Consider the following 18923-nt stretch of genomic DNA (forward strand, 5'->3'; position numbering starts at 1 on the left):
GGTGATCACATTCTGCTGAGGGTAAGCGTCCCTTCGGTTTTGAGCACCCGACTGGCGGTGATCTTCTCTGCCCTGCGCTCCTCGCGCTCGAGGTAGCGCTGCTTGGACTCGTCGAACTTGTCGCCGGCTTGTTCGAGCTCCTTGATCAGCACACCGAGATCGTCGCGCATCCACGCGGCCTCGCCGGTGAAGTCCTCCCGCTCGAAAATCCGCCACTTCTTCAGCACCGGCATCACCACCTCGTTGAGGTGGATCCGCGGGTCGTAGATGCCGCCGACGGCGATGATCACGGCCTTGCGACGGAACTCCGGGACGGTGAACCCGGGCATCTTGAAGTTGCGCAATATCCGGTGCACAGACTTCATCGCCTGGTTCGGTGCGATGTCCAGCCCGGCCGCGCTGACGTCACGGTAGAAGATCATGTGCAAGTTCTCGTCGTGCGACACCCTGGCCATCAACTGCTCGGCGATCGGGTCGTTGCTGGCTTTACCGGTGTTGCGGTGCGAGACGCGGGTGGCCAACTCCTGAAACGACACGTACATGACCGAGTCGAACACACTTTCCGCAAACAGATCACCCTGTTGGTTCTGGCCCGGGCTGAAGCCTCTTGTCATTTGCTCCAGGCGCAGCTTCTCCAGCTCTACGGGGTCGACAGCACGTGTCACCACCAGATAGTCACGCAGCGCGGTGCTGTGTCGGTTCTCCTCGGCGGTCCACCGGTTGACCCACTGTCCCCATGGACCGTCCATGCTGAAGTTCATCGCGATCTCGCGGTGATACGACGGTAAGTTGTCCTCGGTCAACAGATTCTGCACCATCGCCACTTGAGCGACGTCGGTGAGCTGGCTCTGCCCGGGCTCCCAATCCTGGCCGTCGAGGGCGTAGTAGTTCTTGCCATCGGACCAGGGAACGTAGTCGTGCGGATTCCATTCTTTGAACATCGAGATGTGCCGGTTGAGCAGATTCTCCACCACGGGCTGAAGCTCGTGGAGTAGCTGCAGGTTGGTCATTTCCTTGGACACGTTGGTCTCCCAGCTATGTGTTCCGTCCAGTTACAGGCAATATATCTGTAAAATGCGGTTACATTCAAGTCAGGCGCGCCGGGCGGGACCGACCAATCCGAGATCGCCGTCGTAGCGGGGATAGAGCAACTGGCCGCGGCCAGTAGCCGAGTCGGTGAAAAACAGCAGCTGAAGCCCGTGTTCGCGGGCGCGGCGCAGGGCCTCCTCCTCGGTGAGGGCCAGCGTCGGGCGAGAATTCACGATCAGGGGTACCGGCGGCGCCGAATTGCTCGGCGACCAAGCCCATCCCGGCGGATATACGTGCCGCTGCCGAGCCAGCCGCAGCCCCGAGGGGCCGGCCCGGTAGACCACCGCGTCCTCGCCCGTTTCTGCGTCGGTGAACACGTGCGCGTCGTAGTCCATCGCATCCATCACGGCCACCGCCGCCAGGGGCGTCGAGCACTGCAGCGAGACCGGCTTGCGACGCGCGATGGCCGCATCAGGCCGCACGAACAGCCGACGACGCGTCAGATCGGGCCAGGGCCGGGGACGCCACTGGTCATACATCCGCACGATATGACGGTCCAGCCTGAGCAATGCCGGCGTCAGATCATCGATGCCGGGCGTAACGGCAAGCACCCGAGCCGGAAGTTCCCCCACCCGCAGGTTCACCTGCACCACCATCGGGCCACGGCCACAAGCTCCCGTCTTGAGACGCACCCGGGCCCCTCCGACGATCTCGCGGTGCACCAGAATTTGACCCACCGCGCGCGCCACCTGCTCACCATGAGCAGCCGACACCGACGCACTGGAAAGCACGGTCACATCAGGGAACTCCCGCACCGACCACGGCCTGGGTGCATACACGGCGCACCGACCCCGCTTTCTCGACATGTGTTGCTGCCGCTGAAAGGGAAGCCTGGCTGGCCAGATGCCTACTCGGCTAGGGCCGAAAGTCCTTGCGCACGGTGTGCGATTGATCACCGTTTGGTCAACGGCGTCCACTCACCCGGCGTACGGCAGACGTCCTCGTGCCCTACCGCAGTGTGAGCGCGCGGCGGCACTTACCGCCGGCGTTGCGAAAGCCTCGAAGGCTACTGACGCTCAACCAGATACGGCGCCAACGTGGAGAGCTTCTCGCAGGTCTCCTCGAATTCGCGCTCGGGCTGGGATGCCTCGATGATGCCGGCACCCGCCCGCAACCAGGTGCGCCCGTCACGCTCGTAGGCGGCGCGCAGTGTCAGGGCGGCATCGAGCCCACCATCGGCCGACAACATGACGACCGCCCCCGAATACAGTCCGCGCGGACCTTCGTCGAGACGCAAGATCGCGTCGACACCGTCGGCCTTGGGGATGCCCGATGCCGTCACGGCGGGAAAAAGCGCCTCCAACGCATTCATCCGATCGCTGGCCGCATCCAGGCGGGCGCTGATCGTCGAACCGAGGTGCTGCACGCTACCGCGCTCGCGCACCGACATGAAATCGATCACCGCTGCGGTTCCGGGCTCGGCCACCTCGGTGATCTCGTGCAACGACGTGCGCACCGAAATAGCATGCTCGACAATCTCTTTGGCATTGCTCTCCAGGTCCCCACGGGCCAGCCGATCATGGGCGGCACCCCGGCCCAGCGCGCGCGTGCCGGCCAACGGCTCGGTGACCACCACACCGCTGGGCGAAACCGCGGTGACGAGTTCCGGGCTAAAGCCGAGGGCGCGAATTCCACCAAGCCGCAGCAAGAATGACCGTACGGGTGTGTTGCGCTCACGGCCCCGCCGATACGTCGACGGAAAATCGAGCCGGAACGGCACCTCTACGCAACGGGACAGGATTACCTTGTGGTACGCGCCGGACGCGATCTCACGAACCGCTACCGCCACGCGGTCGCGATAGCCCGACGGATCGGCGCTCAGATCGATGGTTCGAGATCGCGGCACCGTGGGCAGCCCGTCGCGCAGCAGCCGCAGCACCGCCTCGCGCTCGTGCGGCTCCGCGCCGAACAGGCTTACGTCATCGCGGGTCACCACGATGCGGGTGCGCGGCCAGAAGACCCGAGCCAGCGGGGTGCCCGGGGCCAGGCGCGCCTGCAGACCGTAGCGGTACAGCCCGAATTCGAAAGCCACCCAGCCGAAGACCTGATCGGTCTCCAACAACAATCCGTCGATGGCCTCGCCCAGGACCTCCCCAGGTCGCCCCGACCACTGCTGGCGCTGAGTCACACCGTCGCGGATAACCCGGACCTCGTCGCTGTCCAACTCCACCATCGCCTGCACACCCGACGCCAGGACCCACTGGCCGTCACGCTCGTAGAGCAGGTATTGGGTACCTTCGGGTCTCACCGCCTCGCACAGCACGACGGCCAACTCGGCCGCAAGGTCGGCCGGATCGATATCGGCCGGCATCGGGATCGACGGTTCAGCGGTACTGACAGCACTCGCTTCGACACTGACCTCCACCACAGTAGGTAAATGTAGCCTAACCTACGTAAATTCGCGCTATCCGCTCCCGTAAGACGCGGCTACCGGCCAAGACTCAGCGGGAATCAATGGCGGGACCCATGCGCGCCGGACCCCCCGGCCGGTGGCGCCAACGCATCCCACCTCAACCCCGAGCCACGCCAGCTCACCCGCCGCCACCAGCCCATCACGCTCGCCTCGCCGACCTCTGGCTTGCACAACGACCACAGATCGCCAACCATTTACCTGATCGACACACCGTGAGATGCTGCTGAGCGGGCAGTTCTCTTACCATCACTGTCTAGCCAGCTAGCCAGTCGCAGAGATGCCCGCCGGCGCTCACCCACCCCCGCCCAAGACCGCCTGCCGCAAGCATCAAGGAGGACCAGCACATGTTCGTAATCCGGCTTGCCGACGGAGAAGAAGTCACCGGCGAATGCGATGAGCTCACCATCAACCACGACACCGGCGTTTTGACGGTCTGCAAGGTCGACGGCTTCGAGGAAACGACGACTCACTACTCGCCATACGCCTGGCGGTCGGTGACGTACCGAAAGCGCGACATCGGCGTCAGGCCGTCGCTGGTTTCTTCGGCGCGTTGAACGCCGCAACGCCCGTCTCACAGTGGATTGCCAGATAACTCACACTAAACTGGCGGCCAGCTGACTTTTACGGCACGTTGCCAGCACAATTGCCATCGCCGACTGTTACATGGCCGTTTCGGCCGCTGCCGTGTCGGCCAAAACGGCCCAAATCCAGCTACTTTAATAGGCGTACCAAGTGGCGATTTGGCAGCCGCCTCGCTAAATTCTCAGCGTTGTCTGGGGTGTGTTCCCGGTTGCTCCGCTGGCGGTGGGTGCTTCCTGGATCGCGGCACGATGGGAGGCGTCAATGCTGCACGAGTTCTGGGAGAACTTCACCCATAACCTGTTCAAACCGCTCTTGTTGTTTTTCTATTTCGGGTTTTTGATTCCGATCCTGAAGGTGCGGTTCGAGTTCCCGTATGTGATCTATCAGGGCCTCACCATGTACCTGCTGCTGGCGATCGGCTGGCACGGCGGTGAGGAACTCGCCAAGATCAAACCGTCCAGCATCGGCAGCATCGTCGGCTTCATGGGTGTGGGCTTCGTCCTGAATTTCCTGATCGGCGGTCTGGCCTACCTGCTGCTGAGCCGGATGAGCCGAATGCGGCGAGTCGACCGAGCTACCGTCGCCGGCTATTACGGGTCGGACTCGGCGGGGACCTTTGCCACCTGCGTGGCCGTCCTCACCAGCGTGGGCATCGCCTTCAACGCCTACATGCCGGTCATGTTGGCCGTCATGGAGATCCCCGGCTGCCTGGTGGCCCTGTATCTGGTGGCGCGGCTGCGGCACCGCGGGATGGACGAGGCCGGATACATGCCCGACGAACCGGGCTACACGCCCCCGGCCAAGGTCTCGGTCGGACCGGGTACCGCCGCACGGCCCGCGCGCGGCGAGAGCCTGGAAAGCACACATGACCGCGAAATCGAGCAGGAGCTGGAGTTTTCGCTGGAAAAGCGGGAGCACACGGACCAGGACGAACCCGCCAAGGGCAGCGGCCAGCCGTCGCTGTTCTCCCGGGAGCTCTTCCAGGAGGTCTTCCTCAACCCCGGGCTGGCTCTGCTGCTCGGGGGCATCATCATCGGCCTGATCAGTGGCCTGCAAGGCGAGAAGGTCGTCCACGACGACGACACCTTCTTCGTTACCGCGTTCCAGGGTGTGCTGGCCCTGTTCCTGCTCGAGATGGGCATGACAGCGTCGCGCAAGTTGAAGGACCTCAAGACGGCCGGGCGCGGGTTCATCTTCTTCGGCCTACTGGCCCCAAACCTTTTTGCCACCATCGGCATCATCGTGGCGCACAGCTACGCCTACCTCACCAACAGCGACTTCAAGCCGGGCACCTACGTGTTGTTCGCGGTGTTGTGCGGTGCGGCGTCCTACATCGCGGTGCCGGCCGTGCAGCGACTGGCGATACCCGAAGCAAGCCCGACGCTGCCGCTGGCCGCATCGCTGGGTTTGACCTTCTCCTACAACGTGACGATCGGGATCCCGCTCTACATCGAGATCGCCCGCATGGTCGGGATCTGGTTTCACACCACGGGCTGAGCCGCGCGAAGCTACCCGAGCAGCGTGCGCACCACGGCGTCGGCCAGCAGCCGTCCCCGATCGGTGAGCACCACGCTGTCGCCCTCGGCGGTCAGCAGCCCGTCGGCCACCGCGGCCTGAGCTCGCTCACGCTCGCCGGCATCGAGATGCGCCAGCGGCAACCCTTGCCGCAGCCGTAGCCCCAGCATCACCTCTTCGGTGTGCAAGGCGTCCTCTTCGAGCCGCTCGAGGCCGGCCACCGGCAGCGAAGAACCCGCCAGTATCTCCGCATAAGTGTTGGGGTGCTTGACATTCCACCAGCGGGTCGCGCCGACGTACCCGTGTGCGCCGGGGCCCGCACCCCACCATTGACCCCCATTCCAGTAGCCGAGGTTGTGCCGGCATTCACCGCCCGGCCGGGCCCAGTTGGACACCTCGTACCACGCCAACCCGGCCGCGGTCAGCCGCGCGTCGGCCAATTCGTAACGATGTGCCAGCACGTCGTTGTCGACGGGGGGCAACTCGCCTTGCCGCACTCGCCGCGCCATCGCGGTTCCGTCCTCAACGACCAGGGCGTAGGCCGAAACGTGGTCGACACCGGCTTCGATAGCGGCGTCTACCGAGCGCAGCAGGTCGTCGTCGGTCTCCCCGGGGGTTCCGTAGATCAGATCGAGGTTGACGTGTTCGAAACCCGCGGCAAAGGCCTCGCGCGCCGCCGCCGAAGCCCGGCCGGGCGAATGCACCCGGTCCACGGTGGCGAGCACACGGGGCGCTACCGACTGCATGCCCAGCGATACCCGCGTGTAGCCGGCCGAGCGGATGGCGTCGAAGAATTCCGGCCAGGTGGACTCGGGATTGGCCTCGGTGGTGATCTCGACGTCGGGCGCGAGCACAAAATGGTCGCGCACCATGTCCAGCAGCGTCGTCAGGCGCTGACCGCCCAGCAGCGAGGGTGTCCCACCGCCGACAAACACCGTGTTCACTGTCGGCGCGTTCAGCCGTGCCGCGGCCAGCTCCAGTTCGCTGCGTAGCGCCAGCAGCCACGCGTCGGGGTTGACGCCGCCCAGCTCAGCCGGTGTATAGGTGTTGAAGTCGCAATACCCGCAGCGGGTCACGCAGAACGGGACATGCAGGTACAGCCCAAACGGCCGTCCGGGGCTGGGCAACAGGGCGGGCAGGTCGACCGGTGCCTCGCGAACAGTCATGCCAAATCTTCGCACGCCGGCCGAGACCCGGACGCCGGTGTGCACGCCGGCGGTCAACGAGGGGCCCCCACCCCGGGAAGCGGGCCCGTCTGCCGCGGGGCCTGGATGTTCTCAGCCGCTTCGCGGCTTCGTCTATCCAAGCCCCCAGTCTCGCTCGGTAGTTTTGGTCACTGTGAGACAAAATCAGCCCTGTTCGCGCGACGACCGCGGTCCGTGGCAGAATGTCACGGTGCCCGCCAATTCGAACCCGCACATCGCGCTGGTTATGCGTCGGCACATCGACCTCAAGCGTGTCTGCAGCTGTTGCTGTCTTCCTTGATGTCGTAGACCCGGCCCCTTTATACCTTTAGCTGGCCATCGGATCTGCGCACCCCGTCAGACTCGATGGTTTTGTGCGCGCCCAGGTTAGCATTTCTCGCGAAGGAGAACAGACCCAATGACCACGGCACGTCCCGCCAAGCCCCGCAGTGAGGGCCAGTGGGCGCTGGGAAATCGCGAGCCGCTCAACGCCAACGAGGAACTCAAGAAGGCGGGCAACCCACTCGATGTGCGCGAACGCATCGAGAACATCTACGCCAAGGCCGGATTCGACAGCATCGACAAGAGTGATCTGCGGGGGCTCTTCCGCTGGTGGGGTCTTTACACCCAGCGCGAACAGGGCTACGACGGTTCCTGGACGGGCGACGAGAACATCGACAAACTCGAAGCCAAATACTTCATGCTGCGGGTGCGCTGCGACGGCGGTGCCCTTTCGACGGCCGCATTGCGTACTTTGGGCGCCATTTCTACCGAATTCGCCAGAGACACCGCCGACATCTCCGACCGGGAGAACCTGCAGTACCACTGGATCGAGGTCGAGAAAGTACCCGAGATCTGGCGACGGCTCGACGAAGTCGGGCTGCACACCACCGAGGCGTGCGGGGACTGCCCCCGCGTCGTGCTGGGCTCGCCACTGGCCGGCGAGTCACTCGACGAGGTGCTGGACCCGACTTGGGCGATCGACGAAATCGTGCGCCGCTACATCGGCAAGCCTGACTTCGCCGACCTGCCACGTAAGTACAAGACCGCGATCTCGGGCCTGCAGGACGTTGTGCACGAGGTCAACGATGTCGCGTTCATCGGCGTCAACCACCCCGAGCACGGGCCGGGACTGGATCTGTGGGTAGGCGGCGGTCTTTCCACCAACCCGATGCTTGCCAAACGGGTCGGGGCCTGGGTGCCGCTGGAAGAAGTGCCCGAAGTGTGGGCAGCGGTCACCTCGGTATTCCGCGACTACGGCTACCGGCGCCTACGGTCCAAGGCGCGGCTGAAGTTCCTGATCAAGGACTGGGGCATCGAGAAATTCCGGGAAGTTCTCGAAACCGAGTACCTCAAGCGGCCGTTGATCGACGGTCCTGCCCCCGAACCCGCCAAGCATCCGATCGACCACGTCGGCGTGCAACGGCTCAAGAACGGGCACAACGCGGTGGGGGTTTCCCCTATCGCCGGTCGGGTATCGGGCACCATCTTGACGGCGGTGGCTGAGCTGGCCGAGCGGGCCGGGTCGGACCGGATCCGGTTCACGCCCTACCAGAAGTTGGTCATCCTCGACATTCCCGACGACAAGCTCGATGAGACCATCGCCGGCCTGCAGGCGCTGGGTCTGCGCGCGCAGCCATCGCATTGGCGCCGGAATCTCATGGCCTGCAGTGGCATTGAGTTCTGCAAGCTATCGTTCGCCGAAACCCGGGTCCGGGCACAGTCTTTGGTCCCCGAACTCGAAGAGCTGCTGGACGATCTCAACTCCACGCTTGATGTCCCGGTCACCGTCAACATCAACGGATGCCCGAACTCCTGTGCACGAATTCAAGTCGCTGACATCGGGTTCAAGGGCCAGATGGTCGACGATGGCGCCGGCGGCCAGGTCGAGGGTTTCCAGGTACATCTGGGCGGCAGCCTGGGCCTGGACAGTGGCTTCGGCCGCAAACTGCGTCAACACAAGGTCACCAGCGACGAGCTGGGTGACTACATCGATCGGGTGGTGCGCAACTTCGTCAAGAACCGCGCCGCCGGTGAACGCTTTGCTCAGTGGGCAATTCGGGCCGAGGAGGACGACCTGCGATGATCGAAACAAGCAACCTGACAGAAGCCGAGCTGCGCGAGCTGGCGGCACGCGGTGCGGCCGAACTCGAAGGGGCCAGTGCCACCGAACTGCTGCAGTGGACCGATGAGACCTTCGGCGGTGCCAATCGTGCCGCCGGTGTCGCTGGTGTCCAGACGGCTAACTACGTGGTGGCCTCCAACATGCAGGACGCCGTGTTGATCGACCTGGCGTCCAAGGTCCGCCCGGGCGTACCGGTGCTGTTTCTGGACACCGGATACCACTTCGCGGAAACCATCGGTTCCCGCGATGCGGTCGAATCCGTCTACGACGTCCAGGTGCTCACCATCACTCCCGAGCACACCGTTGCCGAGCAGGACAAGCTGCTGGGCCAAGACCTGTTCGCCCGCGATCCCGGCGAGTGCTGCCGGCTGCGCAAGGTGGTCCCGTTGCGTCAGGCCCTGAGCAACTTTTCCGCCTGGGTGACCGGACTGCGCCGGGTCGAGGCACCAACGCGAGCCAATGCACCCGTGATCAGCTTCGATGAGGCCTTCAAGCTGGTGAAGATCAACCCGCTGGCGGCCTGGTCTGATGACGAAGTCCAGGACTACATCGTGGCCAACAATGTTCTGGTCAATCCGCTTGTCGACGAGGGCTATCCGTCGATCGGCTGTGCCCCGTGCACGGTCAAGCCGGCCGCCGGCGCCGACCCGCGCAGCGGGCGCTGGCAGGGGCTGGCCAAGACCGAATGCGGGTTGCACGCTTCGTGACGGCGCTGGTACTCACGGCGCACGGCAGCAGGGATCCCCGGTCTTCGGCGAACGCACGAGCGGTGGCGGCCCGAGTCGCGCGCATGCGGCCCGATCTCGATGTGCGGTTGGCGTTTTGCGAGCTGAACTCGCCAGGCCTGGTCGAGGTGCTCAACGGATGTTCCGGTGATGCTGTGGTCACACCCCTACTGCTGGCCAACGGTACCACGCGGGCATCGACATTCCCGCGCAAATCGCAAGCTGCCGGGAGAGTTTGCGGGTGCGCCAGGCCAACGTGCTCGGAACCGACGACCGGCTGGTGTCGGTGCTGCGGCAACGCGTGACGGCGTTGGGAGTTTCCCGATTCGACGACGGCCTCGGCGTACTCGTCGTGGCGATCGGCTCGTCAAACGCCGCGGTCAACTCCCATACCGCCCAGATCGGGCCGAAACTGGCCGAGGGAACCAGCTGGGCCGCGGTAGCGACCGCGTTCGCCACCCACCCGCCGGCCGCCCTGGCCGAAGCCGTCAGCCGGCTGCGTCGGCGCGGTGCCCACCGGGTGGTCGTTGCACCGTGGTTCTTGGCCCATGGCAGACTGCCGGACCGGGTGCAGCGCTTTGCGGCCGATACTGGGCTCGCCATGGCCGCACCCCTGGGTGCGCACCGTTTGGTGGCCGAGACAGTACTAGATCGCTTCGCGCAGGCAACCGCTGGTCGCGTCGCGGCGTAACGGAGTTTCGTTCAATGACTTTTGTCAAGCGTTGTGGTGCAGTGCTGGCCGTAGCGGCCCTTGCGCTGGCCGGATGTGGCACTACCCACGTGGGGGCGCCGAACTCGGCGGGCCCGTGCGAGATCGTGCCCAACGGCACCCCGGCGCCGAAAACCTCGGTCGCCGCCGCGGCCCCGTCATCGAGAAACGTGGCGACCAACCCGGAGATCGCCACCGGCTATCGCACGGACATGACCCCGGTGCATACCGCGCACTATTCGGTGTCGGCCGCCAATCCACTGGCCACTCAGGCCGCCTGCCGAGTGCTGCGCGACGGTGGCACCGCCGCCGACGCTGTGGTGGCGGCCCAGGCGGTGCTGGGCCTGGTCGAACTCCAGTCCTCGGGCATCGGCGGCGGCGGGGTGCTGCTGTACTACGACGCCAGAACGCGGTCGGTGCAGGCCTATGATGGCCGCGAGGTCGCCCCGGCGGCGGCCACCGAGAACTACATGCGCTGGATCAGCGATGCCGACCACAGCGCGCCCAGGCCCGATCCGCGTGCCTCAGGACGATCGATCGGAGTGCCGGGCATCCTGCGAATGCTCGAGATGGTGCACAACGAGCACGGCACCACACCGTGGCGTGACCTCTTCAGTCCCGCGGTGGCATTGGCCGACAATGGTTTCGACATCAGCCCGCGGATGGCCGCGGCCATCTCCGACTCGGCGCCGCAATTGGGCGCCGACCCACAAGCGCGCGGGTATTTCCTCACCCCCGACGGCACCCCCAAGGCCGTTGGCACCCGGCTGACCAATCCCGCCTACGCAAAGGCGTTGTCCGAGATCGCATCGGCCGGCGCGAGCGTCTTCTATACCGGCGATATTGCTCACGACATCGTGGCCGCCACCGGCGACACCTCCGGTGGCCGCACGCCCAGCCTGATCACCCTTGAAGATCTGTCCGCCTATCCCGCCAAGAAGCGCGAACCGCTGTGCACGACCTACCGTGGCCGGCAGATCTGTGGGATGCCGACGCCGTCATCGGGTGGCGTCGCGGTGGCCGCCACTTTGGGAATCCTCGAGCACTTCCCCATGAGTGAGTACCGGCCCGACAATCTCGACCCCAACGGTGGTCGCCCGAGTGTGATGGGCGTGCACCTGGTCGCCGAGGCCGAGCGGCTGGCGTACGCCGACCGCGATAAATACGTGGCCGACGCGGATTTCGTCCCACCGCCCGGTGGGTCGCTGAGCACCCTGGTCGACCCCGCGTATCTGGCCGGGCGCGCGGCGCTGATCTCGCCCCAGCACAGCATGGGAACCGCCAAGCCCGGCGACTTCGGCTTGCCGACCACCATCGCCGCGCCGGTTCCCGAACACGGCACCAGCCACGTCAGCGTCGTTGACTCATACGGAAACGCGGCCGCTTTGACCACAACGGTGGAATCGGCGTTCGGTTCCTTTCACATGGTCGACGGTTTCCTGCTCAACAACCAGCTCAGCGATTTCAACGCGCAGCCATACGACTCCGATGGTGCACCGGTGGCCAACCGCATCCAGCCCGGGAAGCGGCCGCGAAGTTCGATGGCACCCACCTTCGTCTTCGATGGCGCACCAGCAAAACACAGCTCGCTGTATGCGGTGGTGGGCTCCCCCGGCGGGTCAACGATCGTCCAGTTCGTTGTGAAAACACTTGTGGCGATGCTCGATTGGGGGCTGGATCCGCAGCAGGCGGTGTCAGCGGTCGATTTCGGCGCGGCAAACACGCCACGAACCAATGTCGGCGGCGAGCACCCCGACATCAACACCGCCGACAACGGCGCCCACGATCCGCTGGTGGAAGGCCTGCGCGCGCTGGGCCATCAGGTCAACCTGGCTGACCAGTCCAGCGGGCTATCGGCGATCACCCGCAGCAAGTCGGGGTGGACCGGTGGCGCCGACCCGCGCCGCGAAGGTGTGGTGATGGGCGACACCAGCTAGCCCCCGCGCGCGGCACCTGCCGTGGTCGGCCCGCCGGGGCCAGGTGGGGATTGCTGCGGATGGCGGCACTAGCGGATATGGTCTAGCCCCATGTCTGGTGCACTGGGCAGTACACGCGAGATCACCACCCGCGGGATCATCCTGGGTGGGCTGATCACGCTGGTGTTCACCGCGGCGAATGTCTATCTCGGCCTCAAGGTCGGGCTGACGTTTGCCACTTCCATCCCGGCCGCGGTGATCTCGATGGGAGTCCTGAGGTTTTTCGCGAACCACTCGATCGTGGAAAACAACATCGTGCAAACCATCGCGTCGGCCGCAGGCACCCTGTCGGCGATCATCTTCGTGCTACCGGCACTGATCATGATCGGCTGGTGGAGCGGGTTCCCGTACTGGACGACGGTGGCCGTATGCGGATTCGGTGGCCTGCTGGGTGTCATGTACTCGATCCCACTGCGCCGCGCGCTGGTCACCGGTTCCGATCTGCCCTACCCCGAAGGCGTCGCGGGGGCAGAGGTTTTGAAGATCGGCGCATCGGCACGGGGGGCGGAGGAAAACTGGAGGGGACTTTCGGTCATCGCGCTGGGCGCGGTGACCGCGGCCGGATACTCGCTGTTGGCCGCGCTCAAGGTGATCAGCAACTCGCTGGCGGTGACCTTCCGGTTGGGTTCGGGCGCGACGATGGCGGGTGCGAGCCTGTCGCTGGCGCTGGTCGGCGTGGGCCATCTCGTCGGGCTGGGCGTCGGTATCGCGATGATTGTGGGTGTGCTCATCAGCTACGGTGTGCTGCTGCCGATGCGCACCGCCGGTCAGCTGCCCCAGGATGGGGCGTTGGCCGATTTCGTCTCCAGGACCTTCTCGTCGGACGTGCGTTTCATCGGGGCGGGAGCCATTGCGGTGGCGGCGGTTTGGACGTTCCTGAAAATCGCCGGCCCCATCATGGCCGGTATCGCCGAGGCCGCGGTCTCCGCGCGCACCCGTCGCCGGGGCGAGGCCGTCGACCTGCACGAGCGCGACATCCCGATCCAGCTGGTCGGGCTGGTGGTGCTGGTCTCGCTGATCCCGATTGGGTTGCTGCTCGGCGACTTCACCGACCACACGCCGATCGCTGGGCGGGCCGGCAGCATCATCGCCGTCAGCTTGCTGCTGATCGTGACCATCGGTCTGGTGGTCGCATCGGTGTGTGGGTATATGGCCGGCCTGATCGGCTCGTCGAACAGTCCGATCTCCGGGGTCGGCATCCTGGTGGTGCTGCTGGCCGCGCTGCTGATCAAGTGGACCTATGGTCCGGCCAGCGATGCCCAGACCCCAGCTTTGGTGGCGTACGCCGTCTTTACCGCCGCGGTGATTTTTGGTGTGGCGACCATTTCCAACGACAATCTGCAAGACCTCAAGACCGGTCAGCTGGTGGGAGCGACCCCCTGGAAGCAGCAGGTGGCCCTGGTGATCGGGGTAACGATCGGCGCGGCGGTGATAGCTCCTGTTTTGCAGTTGATGCAAAGCGCGTTCGGCTTTCAAGGAGCCCCCGGCGCTACCGGAAATGCGCTGGCCGCTCCGCAGGCGGCACTGATCTCGGCACTGGCGAAGGGGGTCTTCGGCGGATCGCTGAACTGGTCGCTGGTGGGATTGGGCGCGCTGATCGGCATCGTGGTGGTCGTGGTCGATGAAGTACTGACCAGGACCACCGCGACACTTCGGCTCCCCCGCTCGCGGTGGGTATGGGCATGTACCTGCCGATCTCGCTGACGCTGGTTATCCCGGTCGGCGCGGTGCTCGGCCGGATCTATGACTCGTGGGCGCAGCGATCCGGTGATGAGGATGAAAGCAAGAGACGCATGGGCGTCATGTTCGCCACCGGCCTGATCGTGGGCGAAAGTCTTTTCGGCGTGGCCTTCGCCGGCATCGTCGTGGGGACTGGCACGGAGGACCCCCTGGCCATCCTGGGCGACGGATTCACGCATTGGGCCGAGCTGTTGGGTCTGTTTGTCTTTGCCGCCATGATCGCGCTGCTCTACCGGTACGTCCGGGCGGCGGCGTCGTATCGCCCCACAACGCCTGGCCAGGAGCCTGAACCGCTATCCGGCCGGGCCGGATAGGACGCCCGTCACAGCTACGGGGTGACCGTTACTGTCCCCCCACACCGATCTGCGCTGCCCTGGGAGTGCTGCCGGCACCGTCGTCCGGAACGGCCGGGGCAGCTCCGGCGATCGGGGGCACCCGGGTGGCGCGCACATAGACGGTGTCGCCTTCCTGCAGAGCCAGCGCCTCGGCGTCACCCCGGGTGATCTGGGCGGTGAAGGCTCCGCCGGTGGCCGCGCTGGTCAGCTCCACCCGCACCTCGAAGCCCAGCACCACGATCCGGTCCACGACGGCGCGCGTGACACCGGTGGATTGCCCCGTGCCGTCGGCCGCCGCGACGGCCATTTCGGGGGTGCGGCCGACCCGAATGTCGTGCGGGCGCACCAGCGCACCGTTGAGCGCGGAAACCGCACCCAGGAAGGACATCACGAACGCATTCGCGGGGGCGTCGTACACCTCGGTGGGAGAACCAACCTGTTCGATCCGGCCCGAGTTGAGCACGGCGATCCGATCCGCCACATCCAGCGCTTCGGCCTGATCATGGGTGACCAGGACGGTGGTCACGTGCACCTCATCATGGAGTCGGCGCAGCCAGGCCCGCAGATCCTCCCGGACCTTGGCGTCCAACGCACCGAAAGGCTCGTCGAGGAGCAGCACTTCCGGGTCGACGGCCAGCGCGCGGGCCAGCGCCATCCGCTGCCGCTGACCACCGGAGAGCTGATTGGGGTAGCGGCCGTGAAATCCGCTCAATCCCACCACTTCTAGCAGATTGTCGACTTTGTCTCTGATCTCGGCTTTGGGCCGCTTGCGGATCTTCAAGCCGTAGGCCACATTGTCGCGAACGGTGAGGTGCTTGAAGGCGGCGTAGTGCTGGAACACGAAGCCGATGCCGCGTCGCTGGGGCGGCACCCGGGTCACATCGCGTCCATTGATCGTGATGTTGCCGCTGTCGGGCTGATCGAGCCCGGCGATGGTACGCAGCAGCGTCGACTTGCCCGAACCGCTGGGCCCCAGCAAGGCGGTCAGCGAACCGGCCGGCACCACGAAGTCCACGTGGTCCAGCGCGACGAAGTCCCCGTATTGCTTGAAGGCGTCCCGCACGACAATGGCGTGACCACCGGTTCCCGGTCCAGTCAATGAAGTCTCCTTCTTCATGCCCGGCTGGTCGTTCGAGACCGGCGCACGTCAAGTGCCACCTGGACGATCAAGACCACCACCGCGACAGCCATCAGCAGCGTCGACAGCGCATAGGCCCCGTACCCGGCCCCGCGGTGGTAGCGGTCCGAGACCAGCAACGTCAGCGTTTGCGATGTCCCTGGGAGATTGGACGACACCATCAGGACCGCACCGTATTCGCCCAGGGTACGGGCGACAGTCAGCACAATTCCGTAGGTCAGGCCCCACCGGATCGATGGCAGCGTGATGCGCCAGAACGTCTGCCACCAGCCAGAACCCAAGGTTGCGGCGGCCTGCTCTTGGTCGGTGCCCAATTCGTGCAACACGGGTTCGACCTCGCGTACGACGAACGGCAGGGTGACGAAGATGCTGGCGAGGACCATCCCGGGCAGGCCGAAGATGATTCGGATCCCGAGGTCTCGTTCGACGAAGCCCAGGGCACCCGCCAATCCCCACAACAAGATCAACGCGGTGCCCACGATGACGGGCGAGACCGCGAAGGGCAGGTCGATGATCGCCTGCAACACGCCCTTGCCCCGGAACCGGTTGCGGGCCAGCAGCAATGCGGTCGGAATGCCGAAAATCACGTTCAGCGGCACCACGATGACCACCAACAACAGCGACAGATGCAGCGCCGAAATCGCCGCCGGGGTGCTGATCCAGTCATAGAACTGGCCCAAGCCGGGTTCGAAGGTGCGCCACAAGATCACCCCCATCGGAACCACCAGCAGCGCAAAGACATACGTGAGCGCGATGGCCCGGAGCAGGTAGCGAACCAGCGGGGACGAAGTCATGGGGCCAACTCCTCCCGCTTGGCCGCGCGCGCACCGAGGACCCGCAGCACCAGCAGTACCGCGAATGAGATCGACAGCAGGACAATGGAGATCGCCGCGGCCCCGGTGCGGTCATCGTTTTCGATCAAGGTGCGAATCCACTGCGAGGACACCTCGGTCTCACCCGGGACTGCGCCGCCGATCAACACCACCGACCCGAACTCGCCGATGGCACGGGAGAACGCCAGGCCCGCACCGGACAACAACGCCGGCATCAGCGACGGAAAGATGACGGAGGTAAAGACCTTCCAACCGGTGGCACCCAGCGATGCCGCCGCTTCCTCGGTCTCGCGGTCGAGTTCCAGCAACACCGGTTGAACGGCACGCACCACAAACGGCAGGGTGACAAATGCCAGCGCCACCCCCACGCCCCACACGGTGTGCTGCAGGTGCAGCCCCAGCGGGCTGTTATGCCCGTAGAGCGCCAGCATGACCAGGCTGGCGACAATGGTGGGCAGGGCAAACGGCAGATCGATGACGGCATCGACGAGTCGCTTACCCACGAACTCGTCCCGGATCAGCACCCAGGCGATCAACAGGCCGAACACCGTGTTGAGCAACGTGACGCCGGCGGAGACGGTCAACGTCACCCGCAACGACTCCAGCGCCGCGTGCGAGGAGACCGACAACCAAAATGCGTGCCAGCCGCCGTCGGCGGCCTGCCAGGCAATGGCCGCCAACGGCAGCAGCACGATGACCGAAAGCCACACCATCGACACACCAACCTGCAGCGCCGTGGCGCCCCTACGGCCCGAGCGGCCGAGTCCGGATATCCATTGCGGACCGCCGTCGGCGCGCTGACCGGGATCCGGCGCCACCGCCGGCGGATCGGACTGCCCGGAATGTGCTGTCACCGTCATCCGGTGGCCTGCATGTAGATATTGGTGATGCTGCCGGTGCCCTTGTCGAATAGCTGCGGATCCACCGTGTCCCAACCGCCCAGGTCAGCGATCGTCCACAGTTTCTCCGGCAGGGGAAACTGATCGCGAAACTCGGCGACCACGGCGGGGTCGACCGGCCGGAATCCGGCCTGCGCCCAGAGCCGTTGCGCCTCGACGGTGTACTGGAAGTTCTTGAATGCCGTCGCCGTGGCCAGATGTGCGGTGGTGGTCACCACCGCCAGGGGGTTTTCGATCTGGAAGGACTGCGGCGGGGTGACGTGTTGAACGCGCTTGCCTTGCCGCTCGGTGGCGATCGCCTCGTTCTCGTAGCTGATCAAGACGTCGCCGCTGCCCTGGACGAAGACATCGGTGGCTTCGCGGCCCGAGCCGGGGCGTAGTTTGACGTGCTCGCGCACCAACCTGCTGACGAAGTCGATCCCGGCCTGGCTGTTTCTGCCGCCCTCGCTCTTGACCGCGTAGGGGGCGAGCAGGTTCCATTTGGCCGACCCCGAGCTCAACGGGCTGGGGGTGATGACCTCCACGCCGGGCCGCAACAGATCGTCCCAATCCCTGATGTTCTTGGGATTGCCCTCCCGCACGACCAGCGTGACCACCGACTCGAACGGAATGCCCCTGGTGGCGTCGGCGTCCCAGTCCTTGGCGACCTTGCCGGCCCTGACCAGTCGAGCGATGTCCGGTTCGACCGAGAAATTCACCAGATCGGCCGGTTTGCCGTCGGCGACACCGCGAGATTGGTCGGCAGAGGCACCGTAGGAGGTGATCACCTGCACGTCCTTGCCTTCCTCGGAGGCGTTGAAGGCCGGGATCACCGTGCTCCAGCCGGGCTCCGGGGCCGAGTAGGCCACCAGCGTGATGCTGGTGTGCGCGTCGGTGGGTCCACCACCACCCGCGATGTCGCTAGGACCTCCCTGACACGCCGAGGCCAGGACGGCGATCAGCGCGAAGATGACCCCGAACGTGCCGGGCCGCCGCGAGCGCGCCGCGCCCATGAACGTCTGCGGCATTGGTGGCCTTCCAGTGCGGGATTTGTGGACAACGTTTCCCGTGACTGCGGAAGGAGCGATCGGCTAGCAACTGAGGCATTGACGAACTCCGCACCAGACCGCGCACGGGTTTGGCGTCAGCGACAACAGCGCACGTCAGCAGTGGCGCAGATCACCACGGCTTCACTCACGCAGGCCACTGCAAACCCCAAGCACCCCAAAGCACTGGCCACTGCGTGCATGCCGCGAAGCCTAACAGAATCCGCCGGGGACAGACCGCGTCCGCATCTCAGTGCGTGAGCAACCACATGGCGACCACCAACACCAGCAGGACGACGAGAACCAACGTGACGTGCGACCGTGGCATCGCTTACCCCGACGCTTCGTCGCTATGGCGGACGCGTTGCATCAGCTCGATACCCATGCCCAGCAGGGCATCCAATATTGCCGCCGAGATAAGGGCCACACCCAGCACCACCGGCATCACCGTGAGCGCCTGCAGTGCGAACGGAAGCCCGGAGAGCCACAGCTCAACACCGTCCCACCAATTCAGGATGCCGCTCACCGGACTCACCCTATGCGGCGCGGCAGCCGAAACCAATGCGCCTGATCGGCCGGATGATCTGCCTAAGATCGCCCAGTGCCTCAGCCATCGGAAACGACAAGCGTTCTGG

15 protein-coding genes and 2 pseudogenes are annotated in these 18923 nt (G+C 65.3%); 8 read left to right on the forward strand and 9 right to left on the reverse strand.

The genetic code is table 11. From position 1 onward, the window contains the following. Nucleotides 1-5: 5 nt before the first annotated feature. The 3 genes from CKW46_RS21145 to CKW46_RS21155 all read right to left on the reverse strand — a co-directional run bounded on the left by CKW46_RS21145 (nucleotide 6) and on the right by CKW46_RS21155 (nucleotide 3457). The gene (locus CKW46_RS21145; protein ID WP_369797351.1) at nucleotides 6-1010 is read right to left on the reverse strand and encodes an acyl-ACP desaturase; all 1005 of its coding nucleotides are present in this window, start codon (nucleotides 1008-1010) and stop codon (nucleotides 6-8) included. An 81-nt stretch (nucleotides 1011-1091) separates the two neighbouring features. Beyond that, on the reverse strand, nucleotides 1092-1895 hold the full coding sequence (locus CKW46_RS21150; RefSeq protein ID WP_012395318.1) for a sigma 54 modulation/S30EA ribosomal C-terminal domain-containing protein: 804 nt from the start codon (nucleotides 1893-1895) through the stop codon (nucleotides 1092-1094). Between the two features lie 200 nt (nucleotides 1896-2095). After that, a complete protein-coding gene (locus CKW46_RS21155; RefSeq protein ID WP_015356494.1) occupies nucleotides 2096-3457 on the reverse strand; it encodes a salicylate synthase in 1362 nt (453 codons plus the stop codon). Nucleotides 3458-3846: 389 nt separating this feature from the next. On the opposite strand from CKW46_RS21155, the gene CKW46_RS21160 reads away from it, so the two are divergent. Both CKW46_RS21160 and CKW46_RS21165 read left to right on the forward strand, forming a co-directional pair. Then, entirely contained in the window at nucleotides 3847-4056 is a 210-nt protein-coding gene (locus CKW46_RS21160; protein WP_012395320.1) for a hypothetical protein, read from the forward strand. A 289-nt stretch (nucleotides 4057-4345) separates the two neighbouring features. Then, a complete protein-coding gene (locus CKW46_RS21165; protein WP_015356495.1) occupies nucleotides 4346-5581 on the forward strand; it encodes a sodium-dependent bicarbonate transport family permease in 1236 nt (411 codons plus the stop codon). 11 nt (nucleotides 5582-5592) lie between these two features. On the opposite strand, the gene hemW is transcribed toward CKW46_RS21165, so the two are convergent. Next, the gene (gene hemW, locus CKW46_RS21170; RefSeq protein ID WP_041300487.1) at nucleotides 5593-6765 is read right to left on the reverse strand and encodes a radical SAM family heme chaperone HemW; all 1173 of its coding nucleotides are present in this window, start codon (nucleotides 6763-6765) and stop codon (nucleotides 5593-5595) included. Nucleotides 6766-7030: 265 nt separating this feature from the next. On the opposite strand from hemW, the gene CKW46_RS21175 reads away from it, so the two are divergent. The 6 genes and pseudogenes from CKW46_RS21175 (at nucleotide 7031) to CKW46_RS21200 (ending at nucleotide 14372) form a co-directional block, all read left to right on the forward strand. After that, nucleotides 7031-7084: an Ms4527A family Cys-rich leader peptide gene (locus tag CKW46_RS21175; protein WP_350356019.1), complete on the forward strand. Its 54-nt coding sequence runs from the start codon at nucleotides 7031-7033 to the stop codon at nucleotides 7082-7084. 117 nt (nucleotides 7085-7201) lie between these two features. Further along, nucleotides 7202-8869 (forward strand): nitrite/sulfite reductase, encoded by a 1668-nt coding sequence (locus tag CKW46_RS21180; RefSeq protein ID WP_240274682.1) that lies wholly within the window; start codon nucleotides 7202-7204, stop codon nucleotides 8867-8869. After that, complete coding sequence (locus CKW46_RS21185) at nucleotides 8866-9615, forward strand: phosphoadenylyl-sulfate reductase (RefSeq protein ID WP_015356498.1); 750 nt, start codon at nucleotides 8866-8868, stop codon at nucleotides 9613-9615. Before CKW46_RS21180 ends, CKW46_RS21185 begins: the two co-directional genes overlap by 4 nt. After that, nucleotides 9594-10324: pseudogene (locus CKW46_RS21190) on the forward strand (sirohydrochlorin chelatase). The gene CKW46_RS21185 and the pseudogene CKW46_RS21190 overlap by 22 nt, the downstream one beginning before the upstream one ends. A gap of 14 nt (nucleotides 10325-10338) precedes the next feature. After that, complete coding sequence (gene ggt / locus CKW46_RS21195) at nucleotides 10339-12279, forward strand: gamma-glutamyltransferase (RefSeq protein WP_482052357.1); 1941 nt, start codon at nucleotides 10339-10341, stop codon at nucleotides 12277-12279. Nucleotides 12280-12369: 90 nt separating this feature from the next. Beyond that, nucleotides 12370-14372 (forward strand): annotated as a pseudogene (locus CKW46_RS21200) (OPT family oligopeptide transporter). Nucleotides 14373-14400: 28 nt separating this feature from the next. Here CKW46_RS21200 and CKW46_RS21205 read toward each other — a convergent pair. From CKW46_RS21205 to CKW46_RS21225, 5 genes are all read right to left on the reverse strand, one after another. Further along, entirely contained in the window at nucleotides 14401-15510 is a 1110-nt protein-coding gene (locus tag CKW46_RS21205) for a sulfate/molybdate ABC transporter ATP-binding protein (protein ID WP_015356502.1), read from the reverse strand. Next, nucleotides 15507-16325: a sulfate ABC transporter permease subunit CysW gene (gene cysW / locus CKW46_RS21210; protein WP_117436184.1), complete on the reverse strand. Its 819-nt coding sequence runs from the start codon at nucleotides 16323-16325 to the stop codon at nucleotides 15507-15509. Before cysW ends, CKW46_RS21205 begins: the two co-directional genes overlap by 4 nt. Then, nucleotides 16322-17224 carry a sulfate ABC transporter permease subunit CysT gene (gene cysT / locus CKW46_RS21215; RefSeq protein ID WP_012395330.1) on the reverse strand — a complete coding sequence of 301 codons (903 nt, stop codon included), beginning with the start codon at nucleotides 17222-17224 and terminating at the stop codon, nucleotides 16322-16324. The genes cysW and cysT overlap by 4 nt, the downstream gene beginning before the upstream one ends. Further along, nucleotides 17221-18270 (reverse strand): sulfate ABC transporter substrate-binding protein, encoded by a 1050-nt coding sequence (locus CKW46_RS21220; protein WP_012395331.1) that lies wholly within the window; start codon nucleotides 18268-18270, stop codon nucleotides 17221-17223. The genes cysT and CKW46_RS21220 overlap by 4 nt, the downstream gene beginning before the upstream one ends. 349 nt (nucleotides 18271-18619) lie before the next feature. Then, nucleotides 18620-18823 (reverse strand): hypothetical protein, encoded by a 204-nt coding sequence (locus CKW46_RS21225; protein WP_231395645.1) that lies wholly within the window; start codon nucleotides 18821-18823, stop codon nucleotides 18620-18622. Nucleotides 18824-18923 lie beyond the last annotated feature (100 nt).

Origin of the sequence: Mycobacterium liflandii (genome assembly GCF_022354805.1) — a bacterium.
Taxonomy (GTDB): Bacteria; Actinomycetota; Actinomycetes; order Mycobacteriales; family Mycobacteriaceae; genus Mycobacterium; species Mycobacterium marinum.

Bases quoted from the DNA above. Each gene is read 5' to 3' on its own strand.
- CKW46_RS21145 (WP_369797351.1), bottom strand. From the start codon at position 1,010: ATGACCAACCTGCAGCTACTCCACGAGCTTCAGCCCGTGGTGGAGAAT.
- CKW46_RS21150 (WP_012395318.1), bottom strand. From the start codon at position 1,895: ATGTCGAGAAAGCGGGGTCGGTGCGCCGTGTATGCACCCAGGCCGTGG.
- CKW46_RS21160 (WP_012395320.1), top strand. From the start codon at position 3,847: ATGTTCGTAATCCGGCTTGCCGACGGAGAAGAAGTCACCGGCGAATGC.
- CKW46_RS21165 (WP_015356495.1), top strand. From the start codon at position 4,346: ATGCTGCACGAGTTCTGGGAGAACTTCACCCATAACCTGTTCAAACCG.
- hemW (WP_041300487.1), bottom strand. From the start codon at position 6,765: ATGACTGTTCGCGAGGCACCGGTCGACCTGCCCGCCCTGTTGCCCAGC.
- CKW46_RS21180 (WP_240274682.1), top strand. From the start codon at position 7,202: ATGACCACGGCACGTCCCGCCAAGCCCCGCAGTGAGGGCCAGTGGGCG.
- CKW46_RS21185 (WP_015356498.1), top strand. From the start codon at position 8,866: ATGATCGAAACAAGCAACCTGACAGAAGCCGAGCTGCGCGAGCTGGCG.
- ggt (WP_482052357.1), top strand. From the start codon at position 10,339: ATGACTTTTGTCAAGCGTTGTGGTGCAGTGCTGGCCGTAGCGGCCCTT.
- CKW46_RS21205 (WP_015356502.1), bottom strand. From the start codon at position 15,510: ATGAAGAAGGAGACTTCATTGACTGGACCGGGAACCGGTGGTCACGCC.
- cysW (WP_117436184.1), bottom strand. From the start codon at position 16,325: ATGACTTCGTCCCCGCTGGTTCGCTACCTGCTCCGGGCCATCGCGCTC.
- cysT (WP_012395330.1), bottom strand. From the start codon at position 17,224: ATGACGGTGACAGCACATTCCGGGCAGTCCGATCCGCCGGCGGTGGCG.
- CKW46_RS21220 (WP_012395331.1), bottom strand. From the start codon at position 18,270: ATGCCGCAGACGTTCATGGGCGCGGCGCGCTCGCGGCGGCCCGGCACG.